The organism is Pseudomonas sp. M20 (assembly GCF_045037865.1).
Taxonomy (GTDB): domain Bacteria; phylum Pseudomonadota; class Gammaproteobacteria; order Pseudomonadales; family Pseudomonadaceae; genus Aquipseudomonas.
On the sequence record NZ_CP173611.1, the window covers coordinates 543,389 to 564,972 of the forward strand.

General features: G+C 59.2%; 20 protein-coding genes. 15 read left to right on the forward strand and 5 right to left on the reverse strand.

Annotated elements, in window-relative coordinates:
• Positions 1-5 precede the first annotated feature (5 nt).
• The 9 genes from ACI514_RS02340 (at position 6) to ACI514_RS02380 (ending at position 10,700) form a co-directional block, all read left to right on the forward strand.
• Positions 6-737 carry a response regulator gene (locus tag ACI514_RS02340; RefSeq protein WP_003227460.1) on the forward strand — a complete coding sequence of 244 codons (732 nt, stop codon included), beginning with the start codon at positions 6-8 and terminating at the stop codon, positions 735-737.
• Positions 727-2,196 (forward strand): ATP-binding protein, encoded by a 1,470-nt coding sequence (locus ACI514_RS02345; RefSeq protein ID WP_160059156.1) that lies wholly within the window; start codon positions 727-729, stop codon positions 2,194-2,196. The genes ACI514_RS02340 and ACI514_RS02345 overlap by 11 nt, the downstream gene beginning before the upstream one ends.
• A 294-nt stretch (positions 2,197-2,490) precedes the next feature.
• Entirely contained in the window at positions 2,491-3,750 is a 1,260-nt protein-coding gene (locus tag ACI514_RS02350; RefSeq protein WP_160059155.1) for an AGE family epimerase/isomerase, read from the forward strand.
• A 118-nt stretch (positions 3,751-3,868) separates the two neighbouring features.
• Complete coding sequence (locus tag ACI514_RS02355; RefSeq protein WP_160059154.1) at positions 3,869-5,170, forward strand: ABC transporter substrate-binding protein; 1,302 nt, start codon at positions 3,869-3,871, stop codon at positions 5,168-5,170.
• 110 nt (positions 5,171-5,280) lie between these two features.
• Positions 5,281-6,189: a carbohydrate ABC transporter permease gene (locus ACI514_RS02360; protein ID WP_095048188.1), complete on the forward strand. Its 909-nt coding sequence runs from the start codon at positions 5,281-5,283 to the stop codon at positions 6,187-6,189.
• Positions 6,182-7,027 carry a carbohydrate ABC transporter permease gene (locus ACI514_RS02365; RefSeq protein ID WP_007917872.1) on the forward strand — a complete coding sequence of 282 codons (846 nt, stop codon included), beginning with the start codon at positions 6,182-6,184 and terminating at the stop codon, positions 7,025-7,027. The genes ACI514_RS02360 and ACI514_RS02365 overlap by 8 nt, the downstream gene beginning before the upstream one ends.
• A 2-nt stretch (positions 7,028-7,029) precedes the next feature.
• Positions 7,030-8,190 (forward strand): ABC transporter ATP-binding protein, encoded by a 1,161-nt coding sequence (locus ACI514_RS02370; RefSeq protein ID WP_212621224.1) that lies wholly within the window; start codon positions 7,030-7,032, stop codon positions 8,188-8,190.
• A gap of 192 nt (positions 8,191-8,382) precedes the next feature.
• Complete coding sequence (locus ACI514_RS02375) at positions 8,383-9,732, forward strand: carbohydrate porin (protein ID WP_007917870.1); 1,350 nt, start codon at positions 8,383-8,385, stop codon at positions 9,730-9,732.
• A gap of 113 nt (positions 9,733-9,845) precedes the next feature.
• Positions 9,846-10,700, forward strand: coding sequence for a D-hexose-6-phosphate mutarotase (locus tag ACI514_RS02380; RefSeq protein WP_007917868.1), 855 nt, complete (start codon positions 9,846-9,848; stop codon positions 10,698-10,700).
• A 207-nt stretch (positions 10,701-10,907) separates the two neighbouring features.
• On the opposite strand, the gene ACI514_RS02385 is transcribed toward ACI514_RS02380, so the two are convergent.
• On the reverse strand, positions 10,908-11,768 hold the full coding sequence (locus tag ACI514_RS02385; protein WP_171057240.1) for a MurR/RpiR family transcriptional regulator: 861 nt from the start codon (positions 11,766-11,768) through the stop codon (positions 10,908-10,910).
• A gap of 226 nt (positions 11,769-11,994) precedes the next feature.
• Here ACI514_RS02385 and zwf point away from each other — a divergent pair, with 226 nt between their 5' ends.
• From zwf to ACI514_RS02405, 4 genes are all read left to right on the forward strand, one after another.
• Positions 11,995-13,461, forward strand: a complete 1,467-nt coding sequence (zwf, locus tag ACI514_RS02390; RefSeq protein WP_007917863.1) for a glucose-6-phosphate dehydrogenase — start codon at positions 11,995-11,997, stop codon at positions 13,459-13,461.
• On the forward strand, positions 13,448-14,161 hold the full coding sequence (gene pgl, locus ACI514_RS02395) for a 6-phosphogluconolactonase (protein ID WP_405123013.1): 714 nt from the start codon (positions 13,448-13,450) through the stop codon (positions 14,159-14,161). Before zwf ends, pgl begins: the two co-directional genes overlap by 14 nt.
• Positions 14,162-14,178: 17 nt before the next feature.
• Entirely contained in the window at positions 14,179-14,844 is a 666-nt protein-coding gene (locus ACI514_RS02400) for a bifunctional 4-hydroxy-2-oxoglutarate aldolase/2-dehydro-3-deoxy-phosphogluconate aldolase (RefSeq protein ID WP_008082815.1), read from the forward strand.
• A 280-nt stretch (positions 14,845-15,124) separates the two neighbouring features.
• The gene (locus ACI514_RS02405; RefSeq protein WP_405123014.1) at positions 15,125-15,703 is read left to right on the forward strand and encodes a hypothetical protein; all 579 of its coding nucleotides are present in this window, start codon (positions 15,125-15,127) and stop codon (positions 15,701-15,703) included.
• Here ACI514_RS02405 and ACI514_RS02410 read toward each other — a convergent pair.
• Together ACI514_RS02410 and ACI514_RS02415 are read right to left on the reverse strand one after the other, a co-directional pair.
• Positions 15,700-16,881, reverse strand: coding sequence for an aminotransferase class V-fold PLP-dependent enzyme (locus ACI514_RS02410; protein ID WP_405123015.1), 1,182 nt, complete (start codon positions 16,879-16,881; stop codon positions 15,700-15,702). The genes ACI514_RS02405 and ACI514_RS02410 overlap by 4 nt on opposite strands.
• A 30-nt stretch (positions 16,882-16,911) precedes the next feature.
• Positions 16,912-17,148, reverse strand: coding sequence for a DUF3820 family protein (locus ACI514_RS02415; protein WP_003227425.1), 237 nt, complete (start codon positions 17,146-17,148; stop codon positions 16,912-16,914).
• 205 nt (positions 17,149-17,353) lie between these two features.
• On the opposite strand from ACI514_RS02415, the gene ACI514_RS02420 reads away from it, so the two are divergent.
• Positions 17,354-17,821, forward strand: coding sequence for a PA2169 family four-helix-bundle protein (locus ACI514_RS02420; RefSeq protein ID WP_405123016.1), 468 nt, complete (start codon positions 17,354-17,356; stop codon positions 17,819-17,821).
• 264 nt (positions 17,822-18,085) lie between these two features.
• Here the strand turns inward: ACI514_RS02420 and ACI514_RS02425 are convergent, their stop codons facing one another.
• A complete protein-coding gene (locus ACI514_RS02425; protein WP_160059149.1) occupies positions 18,086-18,556 on the reverse strand; it encodes a MaoC family dehydratase in 471 nt (156 codons plus the stop codon).
• Positions 18,557-18,598: 42 nt separating this feature from the next.
• Positions 18,599-19,543 carry an alpha/beta hydrolase gene (locus ACI514_RS02430; protein ID WP_160059148.1) on the reverse strand — a complete coding sequence of 315 codons (945 nt, stop codon included), beginning with the start codon at positions 19,541-19,543 and terminating at the stop codon, positions 18,599-18,601.
• A 199-nt stretch (positions 19,544-19,742) separates the two neighbouring features.
• Here ACI514_RS02430 and fadD2 point away from each other — a divergent pair, with 199 nt between their 5' ends.
• The gene (gene fadD2, locus ACI514_RS02435; RefSeq protein WP_405123017.1) at positions 19,743-21,431 is read left to right on the forward strand and encodes a long-chain-fatty-acid--CoA ligase FadD2; all 1,689 of its coding nucleotides are present in this window, start codon (positions 19,743-19,745) and stop codon (positions 21,429-21,431) included.
• Positions 21,432-21,584 lie beyond the last annotated feature (153 nt).

Genomic DNA, 21,584 nt, shown 5'->3' on the forward strand with positions numbered 1-21,584 from the left:
TCGAAGTGAGCTCAGTCAACAAGTCGATATTGTTGGTCGATGACGACCAGGAAATACGCGAGTTGCTGGAAACCTACCTGACCCGCGCCGGGTTTCAGGTACGGGCCACCGCCGACGGTGCCAGTTTCCGTCAGGCCCTCAACGAGGCGCCGAGCGATCTGGTGATCCTCGATGTCATGCTGCCCGACGAAGACGGCTTCAGCCTTTGCCGTTGGGTGCGTCAGCATCCGCGTCAGGCGCAGGTGCCGATCATCATGCTTACCGCCAGTTCCGACGAAGCCGACCGCGTGATCGGTCTGGAACTCGGCGCCGACGATTACCTCGGTAAACCCTTCAGCCCCCGCGAGCTGCAAGCACGCATCAAGGCATTGCTGCGTCGTGCGCAATTCGGTCAGGAGCGCAGCGGCAGTGACGTACTGGCCTTCGACGAGTGGCGGCTGGACATGGTCAGTCATCGACTGTTTCACACCGATGGCGAGGAAGTGATTCTTTCTGGCGCCGACTTTGCCCTGCTGAAACTCTTCCTCGATCACCCGCAGGAAATCCTCGACCGCGACACCATCGGCAACGCCACCCGGGGCCGCGACCTGATGCCGCTCGATCGGATCGTCGACATGGCCGTCAGCCGTTTGCGCCAGCGTCTGCGCGACACCGAGAAACCGCCACGGCTGATTCGCACCGTGCGCGGCAGCGGTTACCAATTGGCAGCCAATGTGGTTGCCGGCAATGGTCACTGAGTCGCTGCGCAAGCTCGCCGCCCGGGTGCCGGTGCCGCGTTCGTTGCTCGGGCGGATGCTGCTGCTGACTTTGCTGGCGGTGTTGTTTGCGCAGACATTATCGAGCGTGATCTGGGTCTCGCAATTGCGTGCCACCCAGCTCGAAGGTCTGGTCACCAGCGCCCGCAGCCTTGCGCATTCGATGACCGCCAGCGTCAGTTACTTCCGCTCATTGCCGGTGGCTTATCGACCGTTGGTGCTCGATCAATTGCGCAGCATGGGCGGTACCCGCTTCGTCGTGACCCTCAACGACAAACCATTGGGTATGGACGTGCTGCCGGTCACGCCGCGTAAAGCAGCGGTGATGAAAGCGGTCGACGAAGTGCTGCGCCAGACCTTGGGTCATGACACCGATATCTCGGTGACCTTCGTCAGTCCTGAAGATCTGCGGATTTTCAATGCCGGGCTTAAACTCGATGAGCTGCCGCGCTCGTGGGCGCATTACGCGCTGACTCTGGAACCGGTGAATCCGCCCGTGCTGGTCACGCAGATTCAAATGGCCCCGGGCGAATGGCTGTACATCGCCTCGCTGTTGCCGGAGCCGTACACCAGTCTTGAAGAGCAAGGCCTGCCCTCGCAACAGGTGTGGTTCATCGTTCTCACTAGCGGATTCCTGCTGCTGTTCATCGGCGTGCTGGTGCACTGGCAGAGCCGCCCGCTCAAGCGTCTGGCGCGTTCTGCTCGGGATTTGTCGCTGGGCGCTGACGTCGAGCCAGTGGCCGAGGGCGGCGGCAGTGAGGTGGTCGAAGTGGGGCGCGCCTTCAACACTATGCGCGAGCGCATCAGCCGCTACCTGACCGAGCGCAGCCAGTTGTTCAGCGCGATCTCCCATGACCTGCGTACGCCAATCACGCGTTTGCGTTTGCGCGTCGAATTGCTCGAAGACGAGAAGCTGCAGGCCAAATTCGGTCGCGATCTGGATGAGCTGGAACTGCTGGTCAAAGGCGCGCTGCAATGCGTGAAAGACACTGACATCCACGAGAACATCGAACCGGTGGATCTCAATCATGTGCTCGATTGTCTGGTCGAGCCGTACCTGGCGCCGAACGGCAACGGTCGCGTGACGCAGCATGGTCGCGCGCTGGCGGCGTATCCGGGCAAGCCTTTGGCGTTGAAGCGCTGTATTGGCAACCTGATCGACAACGCCTTGAAGTATGGGCAGAACGCGCACTTGCATATCGATGACGATGACAGCGCGTTTGTCTTGCACGTTGATGATGAAGGGCCGGGTGTGCCGGAGCAGCGCCTGGAGCAGGTGTTTGAGCCGCACTTCAGATTGGCGGGGCAGCAGCAGGGGTATGGGCTTGGGTTAGGCATCGCGCGCAATATTGCCCACAGCCATGGTGGTGAGGTGACGTTGCAGAATTTGCGTGAGGGTGGGTTGCGGGTGACCCTGCAATTGCCGCGTTCGGCGGATTGAGTCAAAAGCTTTCCCTCACCCTAGCCCTCTTCCAGAGGGAGAGGGGACTGACCGGGGGATGCTGCAGAGATACGCCGACCTGGAAGTCCGGTAGCGAATCCATAATCGACTCGATGTGTCAGGTCGGCGGATAACTCAGCACCACTCGGTCGGCCCCCTCTCCCTCCGGGAGAGGGCTGGGGTGAGGGCCGCTCTTTGTCACGATCTGGTGACAAACCCCGCCCCCTTCGTTACAAGCCCACCCCGACCCGTTGTTTAGACTGCCCGCAGTCATAACAACAAAAAAGGCCACCCATGGATCTCTTCCAACCCGGCTTCAGCAGTTGGCTGAACGCCCCTGCCCACCAGCAATGGCTCGCCGCCGAAGGCCTGCGTCTGCTGGATTTCGCCAAGGCAGCAAAACTCCCACAAGGCTTCGGCAACCTCGATGAACGCGGCCGTCTGCCAGCGAACGCGCAAGCCGAAACCATGAACACCGCGCGCATGACCCACAGCTTCGCCATGGCCCATATTCAGGGCCTGCCGGGTTTTGCCGATCTGGTCGATCACGGCATCGCCGCCCTGCGCGGGCCGTTGCGTGATGCACTGCACGGCGGCTGGTTCGCCGTTGCCGAACACCGCGATGACAACACCGGCAAGAACGCCTATCTGCATGCCTTTGTCGCACTGGCAGCCAGCTCCGCCGTGGTTGCACAGCGTCCCGGCGCCCAAGCGTTGCTGGATGACGCCATCGACATCATCGACACGTATTTCTGGAGCGAAGAAGAGGGCGCCATGCGCGAATTCTTCAACCGCGATTGGAGCGAAGAAGAAGCCTATCGCGGCGCCAACAGCAACATGCACGCGACCGAGGCGTTCCTCGCGCTGGCCGATGTCACTGAAGATCCGCGCTGGCTGGTGCGTGCGCAACGCATCGTCGAGCGGGTGATCCACGGTCATGCTGCCGGCAACGGTTACATGGTCATCGAACATTTCGACCGCGACTGGCAGCCGCTGCGTGAATACAACCACGACAATCCTGCCGACGGTTTCCGCCCCTACGGCACCACACCGGGCCATGGTTTCGAGTGGGCGCGGCTGTTGCTGCACCTCGAAGCGGCGCGGGTTCAGGCCGGCATGCTCACGCCCGGTTGGCTCGCCACCGATGCGCAAAAACTGTTCGAGAACAACTGCCGCAACGGTTGGGACGTCGATGGTCTGCCGGGCATCGTCTACACCCTCGACTGGAGCAACAAGGCCGTCGTCCGCCATCGCCTGCACTGGACGCACGCTGAAGCCAGCGCTGCTGCGAGCGCGTTGCTAAAGCGCACCGGCGATGCGCAATACGAAACCTGGTACCGGCTGTTCTGGGAATTCTGCGAGATGAATTTCATCGACCGCTGCGACGGCAGCTGGCACCACGAACTCAATCCGCAAAACCTGCCAAGTGCCGATATCTGGCCGGGCAAACCCGATCTGTATCACGCCTGGCAGGCCGTGCTGATCCCTCGTCTACCCTTGTCACCCAGTATGGCGACTGCGCTGGCACAGTTATCCCAGAGCAGTCCTGTGTAACCATGTGGTGACATTCGCGCGTCCCTTCGTTACCTGCGAAGGGAAACGTCCTGTTTAAACTCCTGTGCAGCGCAAGCACCAGACTTGCATGCATAACAACAAGAAAGGTACATCTCAGATGAATGCGATTTCTCGCCTCGCTACTGTCATTTCTGTCGCCTCCCTGTTCCCGCTCGCAATTCTGCCTCTCAGTGTTTCCGCTGCCGAATCCAAAGGTTCGGTCGAAGTCGTGCACTGGTGGACGTCCGGTGGCGAAAAAGCCGCTGTTGATGTGCTCAAGGCCCAAGTTGAAAAAGACGGTTTCACCTGGAAAGACGGCGCTGTCGCCGGTGGTGGCGGTGCGACTGCCATGACCGTGCTGAAAAGCCGTGCAGTCGCCGGCAACCCGCCTGGCGTCGCTCAGATCAAAGGCCCGGACATCCAGGAATGGGCGTCGACCGGTCTGCTCGACACTGACGTTTTGAAAGACGTCGCCAAGTCGGAAAAGTGGGACAGCCTGCTCGACAAGAAAGTCTCCGATACCGTGAAATACGACGGTGATTACGTGGCCGTGCCGGTGAACATTCACCGCGTGAACTGGCTGTGGATCAACCCGCAAGTGTTCAAGAAAGCCGGTATCACCAAGAACCCGACCACCCTCGAAGAATTCTACGCCGCTGGCGACAAGCTCAAGGCTGCGGGCTTCATTCCGCTGGCTCACGGCGGTCAGCCTTGGCAGGACAGCACCGTGTTCGAAGCCGTGGTGCTTTCGGTCATGGGTGTCGATGGTTACAAGAAAGCCCTGGTTGACCTGGACAACGCCGCGCTGACCGGCCCGGAAATGGTCAAGGCGTTGACCGAGCTGAAGAAAGTCGCGACCTACATGGACGCCGACGGCAAAGGTCAGGACTGGAACCTCGAAGCGGCCAAGGTCATCAACGGCAAGGCCGGCATGCAGATCATGGGTGATTGGGCCAAGTCCGAATGGACCGCGGCCAAGAAAGTCGCTGGCAAGGACTACGAGTGCGTAGCCTTCCCGGGCACCGACAAGGCGTTCACCTACAACATCGACTCGCTGGCCGTATTCAAGCAGAAGGACGCAGGCACTGCGGCCGGTCAGCAGGACATCGCCAAAGTCGTGCTGGGTGAAAACTTCCAGAAAGTCTTCAGCATCAACAAAGGTTCGATCCCGGTGCGCAACGACATGTTGAACAACATGGACAAGCTCGGCTTCGACTCTTGCGCACAAACCGCTGCCAAGGACTTCCTGGCAGACGCCAAGTCCGGCGGCCTGCAACCGAGCATGGCGCACAACATGGCGACCACGCTGGCCGTGCAAGGCGCGTTCTTTGATGTCGTGACCAACTACATCAACGACCCGAAAGCCGACCCGGCCGACACCGCCAAGAAACTTGGTGCTGCGATCAAGTCGTCCAAATAAGCCGTAACGGCAAGCTGCGAGCTGCGAGCCGCAAGCTACAAGCTTGAGCTCTAGCGGTCTTGCAGCTTGCAGCTTGTAGCTGCTCTTCTCTTTTTATGATGGATTTCCCCATGAGTTCTGTTGCTGTGTTCAGCAAGGCCTCGCCGTTCGATGCATTGCAACGCTGGCTGCCCAAACTGGTGCTGGCGCCGAGCATGTTCATCGTGCTGGTGGGCTTCTATGGCTACATCCTGTGGACGTTCATTCTGTCGTTCACCACCTCGACGTTCCTGCCCAACTACAAGTGGGCCGGTCTGGCGCAATACGCGCGGTTGTTCGACAACGATCGCTGGTGGGTCGCGAGCAAAAACCTCGCGGTGTTCGGCGGCATGTTCATCGGTATCACTCTGGTGATCGGCGTGTTGCTGGCGGTGTTCCTTGACCAGCGCATCCGTCGCGAAGGCTTTATCCGCACCATTTACCTGTACCCGATGGCGCTCTCGATGATCGTCACCGGTACTGCGTGGAAGTGGCTGCTCAACCCGGGCATGGGCCTGGACAAACTGTTGCGGGACTGGGGCTGGGAAGGCTTCCGTCTCGACTGGCTGATCGACCCTGATCGCGTGGTCTACTGCCTGGTGATCGCCGCTGTCTGGCAAGCCTCGGGCTTTATCATGGCGATGTTCCTCGCCGGCCTGCGTGGCGTTGATCAATCGATCATCCGTGCCGCCCAGATCGATGGCGCGAGCATGCCGACGATCTACTGGAAAGTGGTGCTGCCAAGCCTGCGTCCGGTGTTTTTCAGTGCCGTGATGATTCTGGCGCACATCGCGATCAAGAGCTTCGACCTGGTCGCGGCGATGACTGCCGGTGGTCCGGGTTATTCCTCCGATCTGCCGGCGATGTTCATGTATTCCTTCACCTTCAGTCGCGGCCAGATGGGCATGGGCTCGGCCAGTGCGATTCTGATGCTCGGTGCGATCCTCGCGATCATCGTGCCTTACCTGTATTCCGAGCTGAGGACCAAGCGCAATGACTAGTCTCGCTGCCAAACCTGCTATCAGCCTGAGTCGCATCGCGATCTACGCAGTGCTGATCCTCGCCGTACTGCTTTATCTGGTGCCGCTGGTGGTGATGTTGCTGACCAGCTTCAAGACCCCGGAAGACATCAGCACCGGCAACCTGCTGAGCTGGCCGACCGTGGTCAGCGGCATCGGCTGGGTCAAAGCCTGGGCCACGGTTGACGGTTACTTCTGGAACTCGATCAAGATCACCGTTCCGGCCGTGATCATCTCCACCGCCATCGGTGCGTTGAACGGTTACGTGCTGTCGTTCTGGCGCTTCCGCGGTTCGCAGTTGTTCTTCGGCCTGCTGTTGTTCGGCTGCTTCCTGCCGTTCCAGACCGTACTGCTGCCTGCCTCGTTCACCCTCGGCAAGATGGGCCTGGCGAGCACCACCACCGGTCTGGTGTTTATCCATGTGGTTTACGGTCTCGCGTTCACCACGCTGTTTTTCCGGAACTACTACGTGAGCATTCCGGATGCGCTGGTGAAAGCTGCACGTCTGGATGGCGCGGGTTTCTTCACGATTTTCCGGCGGATCATTCTGCCGATGTCGACGCCGATCATCATGGTCTGCCTGATCTGGCAGTTCACCCAGATCTGGAACGACTTCCTGTTCGGTGTGGTGTTCTCCAGCGGTGATTCGCAACCGATCACGGTGGCGCTGAACAACCTGGTCAACACCAGCACTGGCGCCAAGGAATACAACGTTGATATGGCAGCGGCGATGATCGCCGGCCTGCCGACCCTGCTGGTCTATGTGGTCGCAGGCAAGTATTTCGTGCGCGGGCTGACGGCCGGCGCAGTCAAGGGGTAATCATGGCAACGCTCGAACTTCGCAACGTAAACAAGACCTACGGTGCCGGCCTGCCGGACACCCTGAAGAACATCGAACTGTCGATCAAGGAAGGCGAATTCCTGATCCTCGTTGGCCCGTCGGGCTGCGGCAAATCGACGTTGATGAACTGCATCGCCGGTCTGGAAACCATCACCGGCGGCGCGATCATGATCGGTGATCAAGACGTCAGCGGCATGAGCCCGAAAGATCGCGACATCGCCATGGTGTTCCAGTCCTACGCGCTGTACCCGACCATGAGCGTGCGCGAGAACATCGAATTCGGCCTGAAAATTCGCAAGATGCCTCAAGCTGCGATCGATGAAGAAGTCGCGCGCGTCGCCAAGCTGCTGCAGATCGAACATTTGCTCAATCGCAAACCGGGTCAGCTTTCCGGTGGTCAGCAACAGCGTGTGGCGATGGGCCGTGCACTGGCGCGTCGGCCGAAGATCTATCTGTTCGACGAACCGCTGTCCAACCTCGACGCCAAACTGCGCGTCGAGATGCGCACCGAAATGAAACTGATGCATCAGCGCCTGAAAACCACCACGGTCTACGTGACCCACGACCAGATCGAAGCGATGACCCTGGGCGACAAGGTTGCGGTGATGAAGGACGGCATCATTCAGCAGTTCGGCACGCCAAAAGAGATCTATAACGACCCGGCCAACCTCTTTGTGGCGAGCTTCATCGGTTCGCCGCCGATGAACTTCATCCCGCTGCGTCTGCAACGCAAGGACGGCCGTCTGCTGGCGCTGCTCGACAGCGGCCAGGCGCGTTGCGAGCTGCCGATGAGCATGCAGGACGCCGGTCTGGAAGATCGCGAAGTGATCCTTGGTCTGCGCCCTGAACAGATCGTTCTGGCGAACGGCGAGGGCAATGGTCTGCCGAGCATTCGTGCCGAAGTGCAGGTCACCGAGCCAACCGGTCCGGACACCCTTGTATTCGTCAATCTCAATGAAACCAAAGTCTGCTGCCGTCTGGCGCCGGACGTGGCACCGCAGGTGGGCGAGAACCTGACGCTGCAATTCGATCCGTCGAAAGTGTTGTTGTTTGATGCCAAGACTGGCGAACGCCTCGGCACTGCCGGGCAACCACAGACCGATGCGCGGTCTGCGAACGTGGCGCAATTCAAAGGCCGCTGAAGATCAATGTAGGAGTGAGCCTGCTCGCGATTGCGTCCTGTCAGTTGATGTAGTTGTTACCTGACACACCGCTATCGCGAGCAGGCGAAGGCCTACAAAGGAGCACGCGGTGCCCGGCCTGTCGAGCATCGCAATTTATGTAAACCGCGTTAGATAAAAACAGTTAATAACAATAAAGACGAGGATGTAGGGATGAAAAAGAAACACGTCAATGCCCGGTTGATCTGCCAAGTGTCGGCTGCGGCGGCCTTGGTGCTGGCCGGTAACGCCATGGCGGCGGATGCCTTCAGTTCCGATTCGAAATGGATGACCGGCGACTGGGGTGGCGAGCGTACCAAGCTGATCGAGCAGGGTATCGACATCAAGGCCGACTACGTTGGGGAAGTCGGTGGCAACCTGAACGGTGGCTACAACGACGACAAGACCGCGCGTTACGCTGACCAGTTCGGTCTGGGCGTGGCACTCGATCTGCAAAAGTTGTGGGGCTGGGATAACACCCAGGCGAAGATCCAGCTGACCAACCGTAACGGCTACAACATCTCCAACGACCGCGTTGGCGATCCGCGTGCCGGCACCCTCAGTTCCTCGCAAGAAGTTTACGGTCGTGGCCACATGGTGCGTCTGACCCAGTTGTGGATTCAGCACCAGTTCTTCGACAACAAACTCGACGTCAAGGCCGGTTACTTCGGTGAAGGCGAAGACTTCAACACCTTCCCGTGCGACTTCCAGAACCTCGCGTTCTGCGGCTCCCAAGTGGGTAACTGGGCGACCAACATCTGGTACAACTGGCCCGTCAGCCAGGCCGCGATCCGTGTGAAGTACAACATCAACGACGAGCTCTACGCGCAAATCGGTGCGTACAACCAGAACCCGTCGCAGCTGGAACACGGCAACGGCTTCAAGCTCAGCGGCAGCGGCACCAAAGGTACTGTGTTGCCGGTTGAGTTGGTCTGGTCGCCGAAGGTCAACAGCCTGCCGGGCGAATACCGCGTCGGTTACTACAAGAGCACGGCCGATGCCGACGACGTTCGTGAAGACGTCAACGGTTTCGACGCCGCCACCACTGGCGACGCCTACAAAACCCACAGCAGCAAAAGCGGCTACTGGTTCGTGGCGCAACAGCAACTCACCAGCCACAACGGTGATGCTTCTCGCGGTCTGAACATCGCGGCCAACGCCACGTTCCACGACAAGGACACCAACTTCATCGACAACTATCAGTCGGTGATGTTTGTCTACAAAGGCCCGTTCGACGCGCGTCCGAAGGATGACGTCGGTATCGGCGCGGCGCGTATCCACGTCAACGATGACGTGAAGAAAAACGCCGAGCTGCTGAACGCTTCCAACGGTGTTTCGGACTACGACAATCCGGTGTTTTCGCCGATTCGTGAAACCGAATACAACTACGAGATCAACTACGGCTTCCACGTCACCAACTGGCTGACCGTACGTCCGAACCTGCAGTACATCACTCACCCGGGTGGTGTGGATGAAGTGGACAACGCATTGGTCGCTGGCCTGAAAATTCAGTCTACGTTCTAACGCGTCTGCGATAAGCTCCTCTCTATGTGCGCATATTTGCGGACAGCCCAGGCTGTCCGCTTTTTTTTGAGGGGCAGTAATCCCCGTAACAGATGAATTCGGAACCGTGGCAAATGCATGAGCATCCGCTACAACGCTTCTTCAAATCCCTGCGTGAACAACCGGTGTTCGCCTGGGAGCGCTATCAGATGCGCGACGTGTTGGTGATCGATCATCCACTGTGTCAGGCGGTGTTCAGTCGTCAGGGCGCGCAGTTGCTGCACTTTCAGCCGCGTGGGCAAAAGCCGTGGTTGTGGTGTGCGGCGAAGTGGCCGCACGTGGGTGCCATTCGCGGTGGCGTGCCGGTGTGCTGGCCTTGGTATGGTCGTCATCCGAGTGAAAACGCCTGGCCATCGCATGGTTGGGCGCGCTTGCTCGACTGGAAGTTGCTCGACAGCAGCAGCGCCGAAGATGGCGTACGCCTGCACTGGCAATTGCAGCTGTGCGACTGGCAGGTTGACCTGCACGCACATCTGGGTGAACGCATGGAACTGCGCCTGAGCACCGAGCATCAGGACGACATGCCGTGCCAGTTGAGCCAGGCTTTGCACGCGTACTGGCGTATTGGCGATGTCGGCGAGATAGCGCTGTCTGGGCTCGAAGGGGCGCAGGGTTATGACCAGTTGAATCGCCAGGTTTGCCAGCAGGAAGGCGAGTTGCGGGTGGATGGCGGCTGTCAGCGAGTGTTCCAGCATGATGGTGAATTGCAGCTCAAGGATCATGCCTGGCAGCGTGAGTTGTGCATTGATACCGGGGACAGTGCCGACACGGTTGTGTGGCATCCGGGTGCGCGGCCATTGTTGGGCGTGACGTGGGATGAGATTTCCGAGTTTGTCTGTGTTGAAGCGGCGGCGGGCGGGACGGACAGTCTGCATCTGGCGCCGGGGGAGAAGGCGCATTTGAGCTTGCAGGCGTGGGCGGCGGCTTGAGTGTGTCAAGTACACCGCTACCCTCACCCTAGCCCTCTCCCGGAGGGAGAGGGGACTGATTGCGGGATGCTCAAGAGTTACGCCGACGTGAAAGTGCAGTGCTGAATCCATAATCGACTCTATTTTTTAGGTCGATGTGCAGCGCAAGACTCCTCGGTCGGCCCCCTCTCCCTCCGGGAGAGGGCTGGGGTGAGGGGCTTTTGATCTTCAGTTGAATTCATCCCCCACCGGATACCGGCTGGCATTCAAACTCTCTTTGATCTTGCGCAAATGCGGCTGGAAATCCACCCCGCGACGCAAGGTCATCCCCGTCGCCAACACATCCAGCACCGTCAACTGAATGATCCGCGACGTCATCGGCATATAAATGTCGGTGTCTTCCGGCAACGGAATATTCAGGCTCAAGGTACTCGCCTTGGCCAGCGGCGAATTCTCTGCCGTCAAACCCAGCACCGAAGCGCCGTTCTCGCGAGCAATGCGCGCCACTTCGACCAGTTCACGGGTGCGCCCAGTATAGGAAATGATCACGAACAACTCACCGGTGTGCGCCACCGAGGCAATCATCCGCTGCATCAGCACATCGGCATGCGCAGTGACCGCCAGGTTGAAACGGAAGAACTTGTGCTGCGCATCCAGCGCCACCGGTGCCGAAGCCCCGAGGCCGAAGAAGTGGATCTGCCGCGCCTGAATCAACAGGTCGACGGCACGGCTGATCAGATTCGGGTCCAGCGCCTGACAAGCGCTGTCCAGCGAGGCGATGGCGCTGCCGAAAATCTTCTGCGTATAAGCCTCAGGATTATCGTCTGCCTCGACCGCGCGACTGACATACGCCGCGCCGCTAGCCAGGCTCTGCGCCAGTTGCAGTTTCAGCTCGGGATAGCCGCTGACGCCGAACGAACGGCAGAAACGGTTGACCGTCGGTTCGCTCACCGAGGCGGCCTGGGCGAGGGCGGCGATGCTGAAGCGGGTGGCCTGCTGCGGGTTGAGCAGGATCACCTCGGCGACTTTGCGTTCGGCCTTGTTCAGGTCTTCAAGGCGACTCTGGATCTGTTCCAGTAAATTTCGCACGCGGTCCATATGGAATTCCTAATTCACCTGCGCAAAGGTGCGCCGGGCTATGCAAATTGGGCCTTTGATATGGCCCGTAACGGTGGCCTATCCTACTGATGGCTCCGACCGACCACCACTCGGAATCTGTATTTTGCGAAAATGTTGTGGTTATTACTACATTTTCCCTTGAGTGATGCCTTGAAAAAAGGTATTTGTAGCTTAACTTGATAAAAGAACAAACATCATGCCTTCGATTACGGTTGAACCGTGCACCTTTGCCTTGTTCGGCGCGCTTGGCGATCTGGCCCTGCGCAAGCTGTTTCCTGCCCTTTATCACCTCGATGGCGCCGACTTGCTGCACGAGGACACGCGCATCATCGCGTTGGCCCGTGAAGAAGGTTCCGAGCAGCAGCACATGGCGTTCATCGCCGCCGAACTGCGTCGTTATGTGGGCAAAGAGCTGGACGAGGCCGTCGCCGAGCGTTTTCTCGCACGCCTGACCTACCTGCATGTCGACTTCCTCAGATCTGAAGATTATGTGGCGCTGGCCGAACTGGCCGGCAGCACGCAACGCATGATTGCCTACTTCGCCACGCCGGCCGCGGTGTACGGCGCGATCTGCGAGAACCTGGCGAAAGTCGGTCTGGCAGAAAATACCCGCGTGGTGCTGGAAAAGCCGATCGGCTCCGACCTCGAATCCTCGCGCAAGGTCAACGACGCCGTCGCGCAGTTCTTCCCGGAGAACCGCACCTACCGCATCGACCACTATCTGGGCAAAGAAACCGTTCAGAACCTGATCGCCCTGCGTTTCGCCAACAGCCTGTTCGAAACCCAGTGGAACCAGAATTACATCTCCCACGTGGAAATCACCGTGGCCGAGAAGGTTGGCATCGAAGGCCGCTGGGGCTACTTCGACAAGGCCGGCCAGCTGCGCGACATGATCCAGAATCACCTGTTGCAGTTGCTCTGCCTTATCGCCATGGACCCGCCGGCCGATTTGTCCGCCGACAGCATCCGTGACGAGAAAGTAAAAGTGCTCAAGGCGCTGGCACCGATCAGCCCGGAAGGCCTCACCACTCAGGTGGTGCGCGGCCAGTACATCGCCGGCCACAGCGAAGGCAAATCCGTACCGGGCTACCTCGAAGAACCGAATTCCAACACCCAGAGCGATACCGAAACCTTCGTCGCTTTGCGTGCCGATATCCGTAACTGGCGCTGGGCCGGCGTGCCGTTCTACCTGCGTACCGGCAAGCGTATGCCGCAAAAACTGTCGCAAATCGTCATCCATTTCAAGGAACCGTCGCACTACATCTTCGCCCCTGAGCAGCGCCTGCAGATCAGCAACAAACTGATCATCCGCCTGCAACCGGACGAAGGTATTTCCTTGCGCGTGATGACCAAAGAGCAAGGCCTGGACAAAGGCATGCAACTGCGCAGCGGCCCGCTGCAACTGAATTTCTCCGACACCTGGCGTAGCGCGCGGATCCCCGATGCCTACGAGCGGTTGTTGCTGGAAGTGATGAACGGCAATCAGAACCTGTTTGTCCGTAAAGATGAAATCGAAGCCGCGTGGAAGTGGTGTGACCAGCTGATCGCCGGGTGGAAAAAATCCGGTGACGCGCCCAAGCCGTATGCGGCCGGGTCGTGGGGGCCGATGAGCTCCATTGCATTGATCACGCGGGACGGGAGGTCGTGGTATGGCGATATCTGATGTGCAACTGCCTGCGGGCGTGAACGCTCACGAATTCAAGAGCCCGGTGCTGTTGGCCGAAGGTCAGGCGCTGAACGTCGCGAAGCAATTGAGCGAGGCCATTGCGGCGCGCGGCAACGCGGTGCTGGTGGTGTCTGGCGGTCGTAGCCCGGTGGCGTTTTTCCAGCACCTGGCCAAGCAGGATCTGGACTGGTCGAAGGTCGTTGTGACCCTCGCCGACGAGCGCTGGGTACCGGTTGAACACGCTGACAGCAATGCCGGCCTGCTCAAGCAACACCTGCTCAAAGGCCCGGCTGCGAAAGCCCAGTTCCTCAGTCTTTATAGCGCTGCAGCGAACGTCGAGCAGGCAGCCGAGCAGGCTGACCGCTTGCTCGCCGAATTGCCGCCGATTGACGTGCTGGTGCTGGGCATGGGCGATGACGGCCACACCGCGTCGCTGTTCCCCGACAGCCCGAACCTTGCCGAAGCTCTGCAAGCTGATGGCACACGCCGTTGCTGGCCGATGCTGGCGCCAAGCGTGCCGCGTCAGCGTCTGACCATGAGCCGTGCGCTGCTGGCCTCGGCCCGTCACAAGATTCTGTCGATTTCCGGTCAGTCGAAACTGACCACCCTGAATGCCGCACTGGCATCCGACGACGTCGCCGCCATGCCGGTGCGCGCGTTTCTGCAACCTACGTTAGAGATTTACTGGTGCCCATGAGCCAAGGAACAGCCGCTATGACAACCCCATCCCCGACCGTTTCCATGGCGGACAAAGTTGCCCTGATCGACAGCCTCTGCGCCAAGGCGCGGATCCTGCCGGTGATCACCATCGCTCGCGAACAGGACGTGCTGCCATTGGCTGACGCTCTGGCTGCCGGTGGCCTGACCGCGCTGGAAGTGACCCTGCGTTCGCAGTTCGGCCTCAAGGCTATTCAGATCCTGCGCGACCAGCGCCCGGAACTGATGACCGGTGCCGGCACCGTGCTCGATCGCAACATGCTCGCGGCGGCCGAAGCCGCTGGCTCGCAATTCATCGTCACCCCGGGCATCACCCGTGACCTGCTGGAAGCCAGCGTCGACAGCCCGATTCCGCTGTTGCCGGGCATCAGCAACGCTTCCGGCATCATGGAAGGCTACGGTCTGGGTTATCGCCGCTTCAAGCTGTTCCCGGCTGAAGTCAGCGGTGGCGTGGCGGCAATCAAGGCCCTTGGCGGCCCGTTCGGCGAAGTGAAATTCTGCCCGACTGGCGGCGTCGGCCCGGCCAACATCAAAAGCTACATGGCGCTGAAAAACGTCATGTGCGTGGGCGGTAGCTGGATGCTTGATCCGGAGTGGATCAAGAACGGCGACTGGGCCCGTATTCAGGAATGCACCGCCGAGGCGTTGGCGCTGCTGGACTGATTGTTACCAGACACTTCGTTGTGTGTTCTACGGCTTTACGGTGCGCTTGGTCGGTGCACCGTTTTTTTTTGCCTGAAAATTGCTGTGTAGAAGCCATGTAGGAGCTGTCGAGTGAAACGAGGCTGCGATCTTTTGACCTTGCTCTTGAGCGCCAACATCAAAAGATCGCAGCCTTCGGCAGCTCCTACATCGACACCGTTACGACGCGATACATAGTTACCGCACAACTGCGTTTGCGTGGCGCTAATCTGCGTTCATCTTACGGAAGAGAGAACGCCTCATGGACGACCATCAATCTGTAGCCTTCAAACACCCACCTTTGCATCAACGGCAACCGCCAATCGTTGGTAGCATCGATTGGCGCGAAACCGAAGAAAAGGTGCGCAACATCAGCCGCGGCGTCGAAGGCCTGCCCCTGGTTTTGCGTCTGGCCCTGGTCGACGCCATGACCGGTGAGCCAGTGGTTGGCGCCCAGGTCCGGATCGAACAGAACATTGGCGCCGACAGTCTGTGCGGCGCCCAGTCGACCGACAGCCAAGGCATCGTGCGGTTTACCAGTATTTACCCGGATCAGCACTCTGGCGGGGCCTCGTGCATCGCCATGACCGTGTGCATCGCTAGTGATGATCAACACCCGCAGTCACATCAGGAGGCCTGGGCAGGACGGCTGCATCTTCCGGATGTCTGTAGCTGTGAAACGGCGGGGGATGATGCTTCGCGACTGGTGTTGCGACCGATTGGTGGGGAAGGTCTTGAGGACGGCTACTTCGGCAGCCTGACGATCGGCGTCGACACCTTTGCGGTGTCGTCGCAGATCGGCCTTGCTGGCTACGAGAAGTCCACAGGCGCGGTGTTTTAGCGCAGTTCGTTCAGCGCCCGCACCAATAACTGCATGTCGGCAGCGGTGGTGGTCAGTCCCGGTGTAATGCGGATGCTCGGCCCGCTGGCTGCGCCGTTGCGCACCACGGTGAACAGGTTGTAGTCGTTGAGCAGACGCTCGGCCATCGCCTGTTGATCATCGTGGCGGGTGAAACGCAGCGAGGTGATGCCGCAATACAGCCGTGGATCATCTGGCGTCATTACCTCGATGCCCGGCAAGTGCCGCACCGCGCTGACCCAAAGATTGCGCAGATAATCGACGCGAGCGCCTTTGGCCGGCGCACCGCCGAGGGAACGATGCTCCTCGAATACCAGCGGCAAGGTCATCAGCGCCGGAATGTTGGGCGTGCTGTACGAGGTGCGCGCACGGATGTCATTCACCGGGTAATGCATTTCGCCCATATCCGGATCGATATCGGCCAAGCGTTGCGGCGCGATATAGAGGAAGCCGAGGGTGAGTGGCGCGCCGATCCATTTGTGCAAGTTGAATCCGGCGAAAGCGATGCCGAGGGCATCAAGATCGAACTCGATCTGACCGAGTGCATGGGCGCCATCGAGGATGACATCGACGCCATGCTCTTTGGCCAGCGCGGCGATGGCTTGCACCGGCATGACCAGACCGGTGCGGTGAGTGACGTGAGTCAGGGCCATCAGCTTGATTTGCGGATGACCGACGAAGGCTTCGCGGTAAGTCTCCAGCAGGCTGTCGTAGCTCGCCGGGTGCGCGTGGGCAATCTCGATCACTTCTGCACCGCGATGTCTGGCCAGCCAGCGCATGGCGCCTTTGACCGTGTCGTATTCCAGATCACTGATCAGCACCTGATCGCCCGGCTGCAAGCGGTTGTAATTGCGGATCAGCGATTGCAAGCCTTCGGTGGCGTTGCGGGTGAACGCGACGCTTTGTGCATGTACGCCGATCAGCTCGGCCAGTTGCGCGCGGATATCGAGGTTGTCGTGCTGCTCGAAACGCTGGCGCACGTACACCGAATTGCTCGTATTGATCAGCTCGATATTGCGCTGGTACTCCTCGATCACCGTGCGCGACATGCGCCCGAAGTAACCGTTTTCCAGATTCACGGGGCCGGGTTGAACGTCGTAACGATCGGCGAACGTTTGCCAAAAGGCTTCGTCACGGGCGCGTCGGGTGTTATCGGGCATGGTCGGCTGACTCTGAGAGAGGAGGGCGCTTCAGTGGCGCGGGGCAGGTTTGCCATGTTTGGCGCGCAGCGGTTCGAGCAAGTCCGAGAGGCCGTTATGGTCGATCTCCTGCATCAGCGCGAGCAAGCCACCGAGTTCGCCGTGCGGGAAACCTTCTCGGGCAAACCAGTTCAGGTACGGCCCTGGCAGGTCGGCAATGATCCGGCCCTTGTACTTGCCGAAGGGCATTTCGCGGGTGATCAGCAGTTCGAGTTTTTCGGGATTCATCAGGGTTTTCGTCTGGCTTCAAAACAATCAGGAAAATACAGGCATTCTGCATGCAGGCCAAATGACAGATCATGCAAATAACCGTGATACAGATAGTTCACTTATCTTTAAGTTATTGATTTAAAACATTTTATTAGAAATAAAAAAGCTGGCACGCACGCTGCAATATCCCTTGCATCTTCAACCAATCGCAAGGAATTGAAAAATGACCGACATGAATAAAGAAGCCATCTCTGTACTCAATGACCTGATTGAAACCAGCAAGGACGGTCAGGAAGGGTTCAAGACTTGCGCCGAAGACATCAAGCATCCAGAACTGAAAACCCTGTTTGTGACGCGCTCTAACGATTGCGCCACCGCTGCAGCAGAACTGCAAGCGGAGGTTCGCAAGCTGGGCGGCGATCCGGAAACCTCTACCAGCGTCAGCGGTGACCTGCACCGTCGTTGGGTCGACGTCAAAGCCATGTTCACCGGCAAAGACGAAGAGGCTGTGCTGAACGAAGCCGAGCGTGGTGAAGACCATGCGCTGAAGGCCTATCGTGAAGCCATCGAGAAGATCAACAAGCATAACCTGGTAGGTATTCGTGACCTGGTTGAACGCCAGTACCACGGTGTGCAACGTAACCACGATCAGGTGAAAGCCCTGCGTAACCAGGCTCGTGCTCGTTCGTAAGCGTTTGCCGGTTACAAAAAACGCCAGCTAGTCTGGCGTTTTTTTATGTCTGGGGGAAAGCCAAAGCAAGAGCCCCTCACCCTAGCCCTCTCCCGGAGGGAGAGGGGACTGATCCAGGTGTTCTGTCGAGGTACGCCGACCTGAAATATCCAGTCGAACTCAAGATCTGAAAACCACGGAGATCGGCTCACTTTCCCCCTCGCCCCCATGGGGGAGAGGGCTGGGGTGAGGGGGAAAAGCTTTACCTGACACCCCGCCAATCAATCACCCAATGCTGATCGCCGGCAAAGTCGGCAACGTCACCGTCTGCTGCTTGCGCGGCGCCAGAATCTCAGCCTCGCCATCCACCACCAGCTCATCCTTCTGGTTGAACACCCGAGTGGCAATGCGCACACGAAATTTCGGCAACTTCTCGAGAATTTCCAGACGCACTGTCAGCGTGTCACCGATCTTCACCGGCTTCTGAAAACTCATCTGCTGGCCGATATAAATAGTGCCCGGCCCAGGCAACTCGCACGCTACTGCAGCACTGATCAGCGCACCGCTGAACATGCCGTGAGCGATACGCTCCTTGAACATGCTCGCGGCGGCAAACTCGGCGTCCAGGTGCACCGGATTGTGGTCGCCCGACATCGCGGCAAACAGTTGAATGTCGCGCTCTTCGACGGTCTTGCTGTAGCTGGCGGTCTGGCCGACTTCGAGGGCTTCGTAAGGGATGTTGGTAACCTGGGTCATCGGTCTCGATTCCTGTGACGGATTCAGTGAATCCACAAAAAATTATTCGCTGCGATGAGGGCGTGGATGGCTCAGGGCCTGATCGATCCAGGCCAGCACATCAGCGATCACTTCGTCGCGGTTGGTTTCGTTGAACAATTCGTGCCGCGCCTGCGGGTAGATCTTCAGTTGCAGGTGCTGGCTGCCGGCCGTGCGCAACGCATTGGCCAGATCTGTCAGACGCTTGCCTTCACTCACCGGATCACATTCGCCGCCGATTACCAGCAGCGGCAGGCCCGGATCGATCTGCGCGAGATTGGACGCTTTGCTGATTTGCTGCAAGCCGCCGAGCAGGTCGATCCACAGTTGATTGGTGCAGCGAAAGCCACACAGCGGGTCGTTGGCGTACAGGTCGACTTCGGCGGGATCACGACTCAGCCAGTCGAAGCGTGTGCGCGCCGGTTTGAATTTGTTATTGAACGAGCCGAACGACAGCCATTCGATCAGCGCACTGCGGCCCTTGCCACCCTGACGCAGTTTTTCCAGACGGGCGATTTGCCGCGCAGCGCGATACAGCGCAACAGGCTGAAAGTTGGAACCACTGAGAATCGCCCCGTGCAGACTGGCGCTGTGGTGCAGTAAATAGCCTTGGGCAAGATAGCTGCCCATGCTGTGCCCCAGCAGGATGATCGGCACGCCGGGGTGCTGCTGGCCGAGGTGCTGATTGAGACTGGCCAGATCGCCGAGCACTTTGCACCAGCCGTCGTCATCGGCGAAGTGGCCGAGGGTTCCGTGATTGGCGGTTTTGCCATGTCCGCGTAAATCCGCGGCGTACACGCCATATCCTTTGTCGCAAAACGTGTCGGCCAGTCGCGCGTAGCGACCACTGTGTTCAGCCATGCCGTGGGCTAGCAGGATCACCGCTTTCAACGGCGCCGTAGGCAGCCATTGATTGACGAACAGGCGGCTGCGGTCACTCGCGTCCAGCCATAGGGTGTCGTGGATCATGGCGATTCCTTTGCTCAGAGTCGGAACATTGTATAGCGCGTCTGATCAGCCCACGCCACGGCAGGAAGATTCACACGATCAATGACGGCTTTGCCCATATTTGCCTCAATGGCCATAACTGCTAGTGTCCGTGAAGCTCCGCTTTTTCAGAAATGACAGAAAGCGGCCCGCATCGGCTCAGGTAAAGAGGACAAGAACAATGCAACCTGATTTCTGGAACGACAAGCGCCCGGCCGGCGTACCGCTGGACATCGACATGGGTGAGTTCAGGTCGGTGATCGAGGTGTTCGAGCGTTCCTGCAAGAAGTTCGCTGATCGCCCGGCGTTCAGCAATATGGGCATCACCCTGACCTACGCCGAACTTGAGCGTCAGAGCGCTGCCTTCGCCGGTTACCTGCAGGCGCATACCGATCTGGTCCCGGGGGATCGCATCGCCGTGCAGATGCCCAACATCCTGCATTACCCGATTGCCGTGTTCGGTGCATTGCGCGCCGGGCTGATCGTGGTCAACACCAACCCGCTGTACACCGCGCGCGAGATGCGCCATCAGTTCAAGGACTCCGGCGCACGGGCACTGGTGTACCTGAACATGTTCGGCCAGAAAGTCCAGGAAGTGCTGCCCGACACCGACATTCAATACCTGATCGAAGCGAAGATGGGCGACCTGATGCCCGCCGCCAAGGGCTGGCTGGTCAACACCGTGGTCAGCAAAGTGAAGAAAATGGTCCCGGCGTATTCGCTGCCGCAGGCGATTTCCTTCAAGAGCGCGCTGCGCATGGGCCGAGGTCTGGGCATCAAGCCGCTGAAGGTCAGCCTCGACGACATCGCCGTGCTGCAATACACCGGCGGCACAACCGGGCTGGCGAAAGGCGCGATGCTCACTCATGGCAATCTGGTGGCGAACATGCAGCAAGTGCGCGCCTGTCTCGCCCAACTCGGCCCGGACGGCCAGCCGCTGCTGCGCGAAGGCCAGGAAGTGATGATCGCGCCGCTGCCGCTGTATCACATCTATGCGTTCACGGCGAACTGCATGTGCATGATGGTTTCCGGCAACCACAACGTGCTGATCACCAACCCGCGCGACATTGCCGGCTTCATCAAAGAGCTGAAGAACTGGCGGTTCTCGGCGCTGCTGGGGCTGAACACTTTGTTCGTGGCGCTGATGGAACACGCGGATTTCAAGACCCTCGATTTCTCCAGCCTGAAGCTCACCAACTCTGGCGGCACCGCGCTGGTCAAGGCCACCGCCGAGCGTTGGGAGCAGATGACCGGGTGCCGCATCACTGAAGGTTACGGCCTCACAGAAACCTCGCCGGTGGCCTGCACCAACCCGTACGGCGATCAGTCGCGTCTAGGCACCGTCGGTTTGCCGGTACCGGGCACGCTGCTCAAAGTCATCAACGATGACGGCGTCGAGCAGCCGATGGGCGAGCGCGGCGAGTTGTGCATCAAGGGCCCGCAGATCATGAAGGGCTATTGGCACAAGCCTGAGGCCACGGCTGAAGTGTTGGATGCCGAGGGCTGGTTCAAATCCGGCGATATTGCGGTGATCGATCCGGACGGTTTCGTGCGCATCGTCGATCGCAAGAAAGACATGATCATCGTCTCCGGTTTCAACGTGTACCCGAACGAGATCGAAGATGTGGTGATGGCGCACCCGAAAGTCGCCAACTGCGCGGTGATCGGGGTGCCGGACGAGCGTTCGGGCGAGGCGGTGAAGCTGTTTGTGGTGGCGCGGGAAACCGGGGTCAGTCTCGAAGAGCTCAAGGCCTACTGCAAAGAGAATTTCACTGCGTATAAGGTGCCGAAACACATCGTGTTGCGTGAGTCATTGCCGATGACGCCTGTCGGGAAAATTCTGCGGCGTGAGTTGCGCGATATCGCCTGACGGTTAAAAGCAAAAAGATCGCAGCCATCGGCAGCTCCTACCTTGGAATGCATTTCCTGTAGGCGCTGCCGAAGGCTGCGATCTTTTGCTTTGAGTCCCCGAAAACCGGGGCTTTCAAGGTGTTCTAGGATTTTTGCTCTAAAATGACTGCTA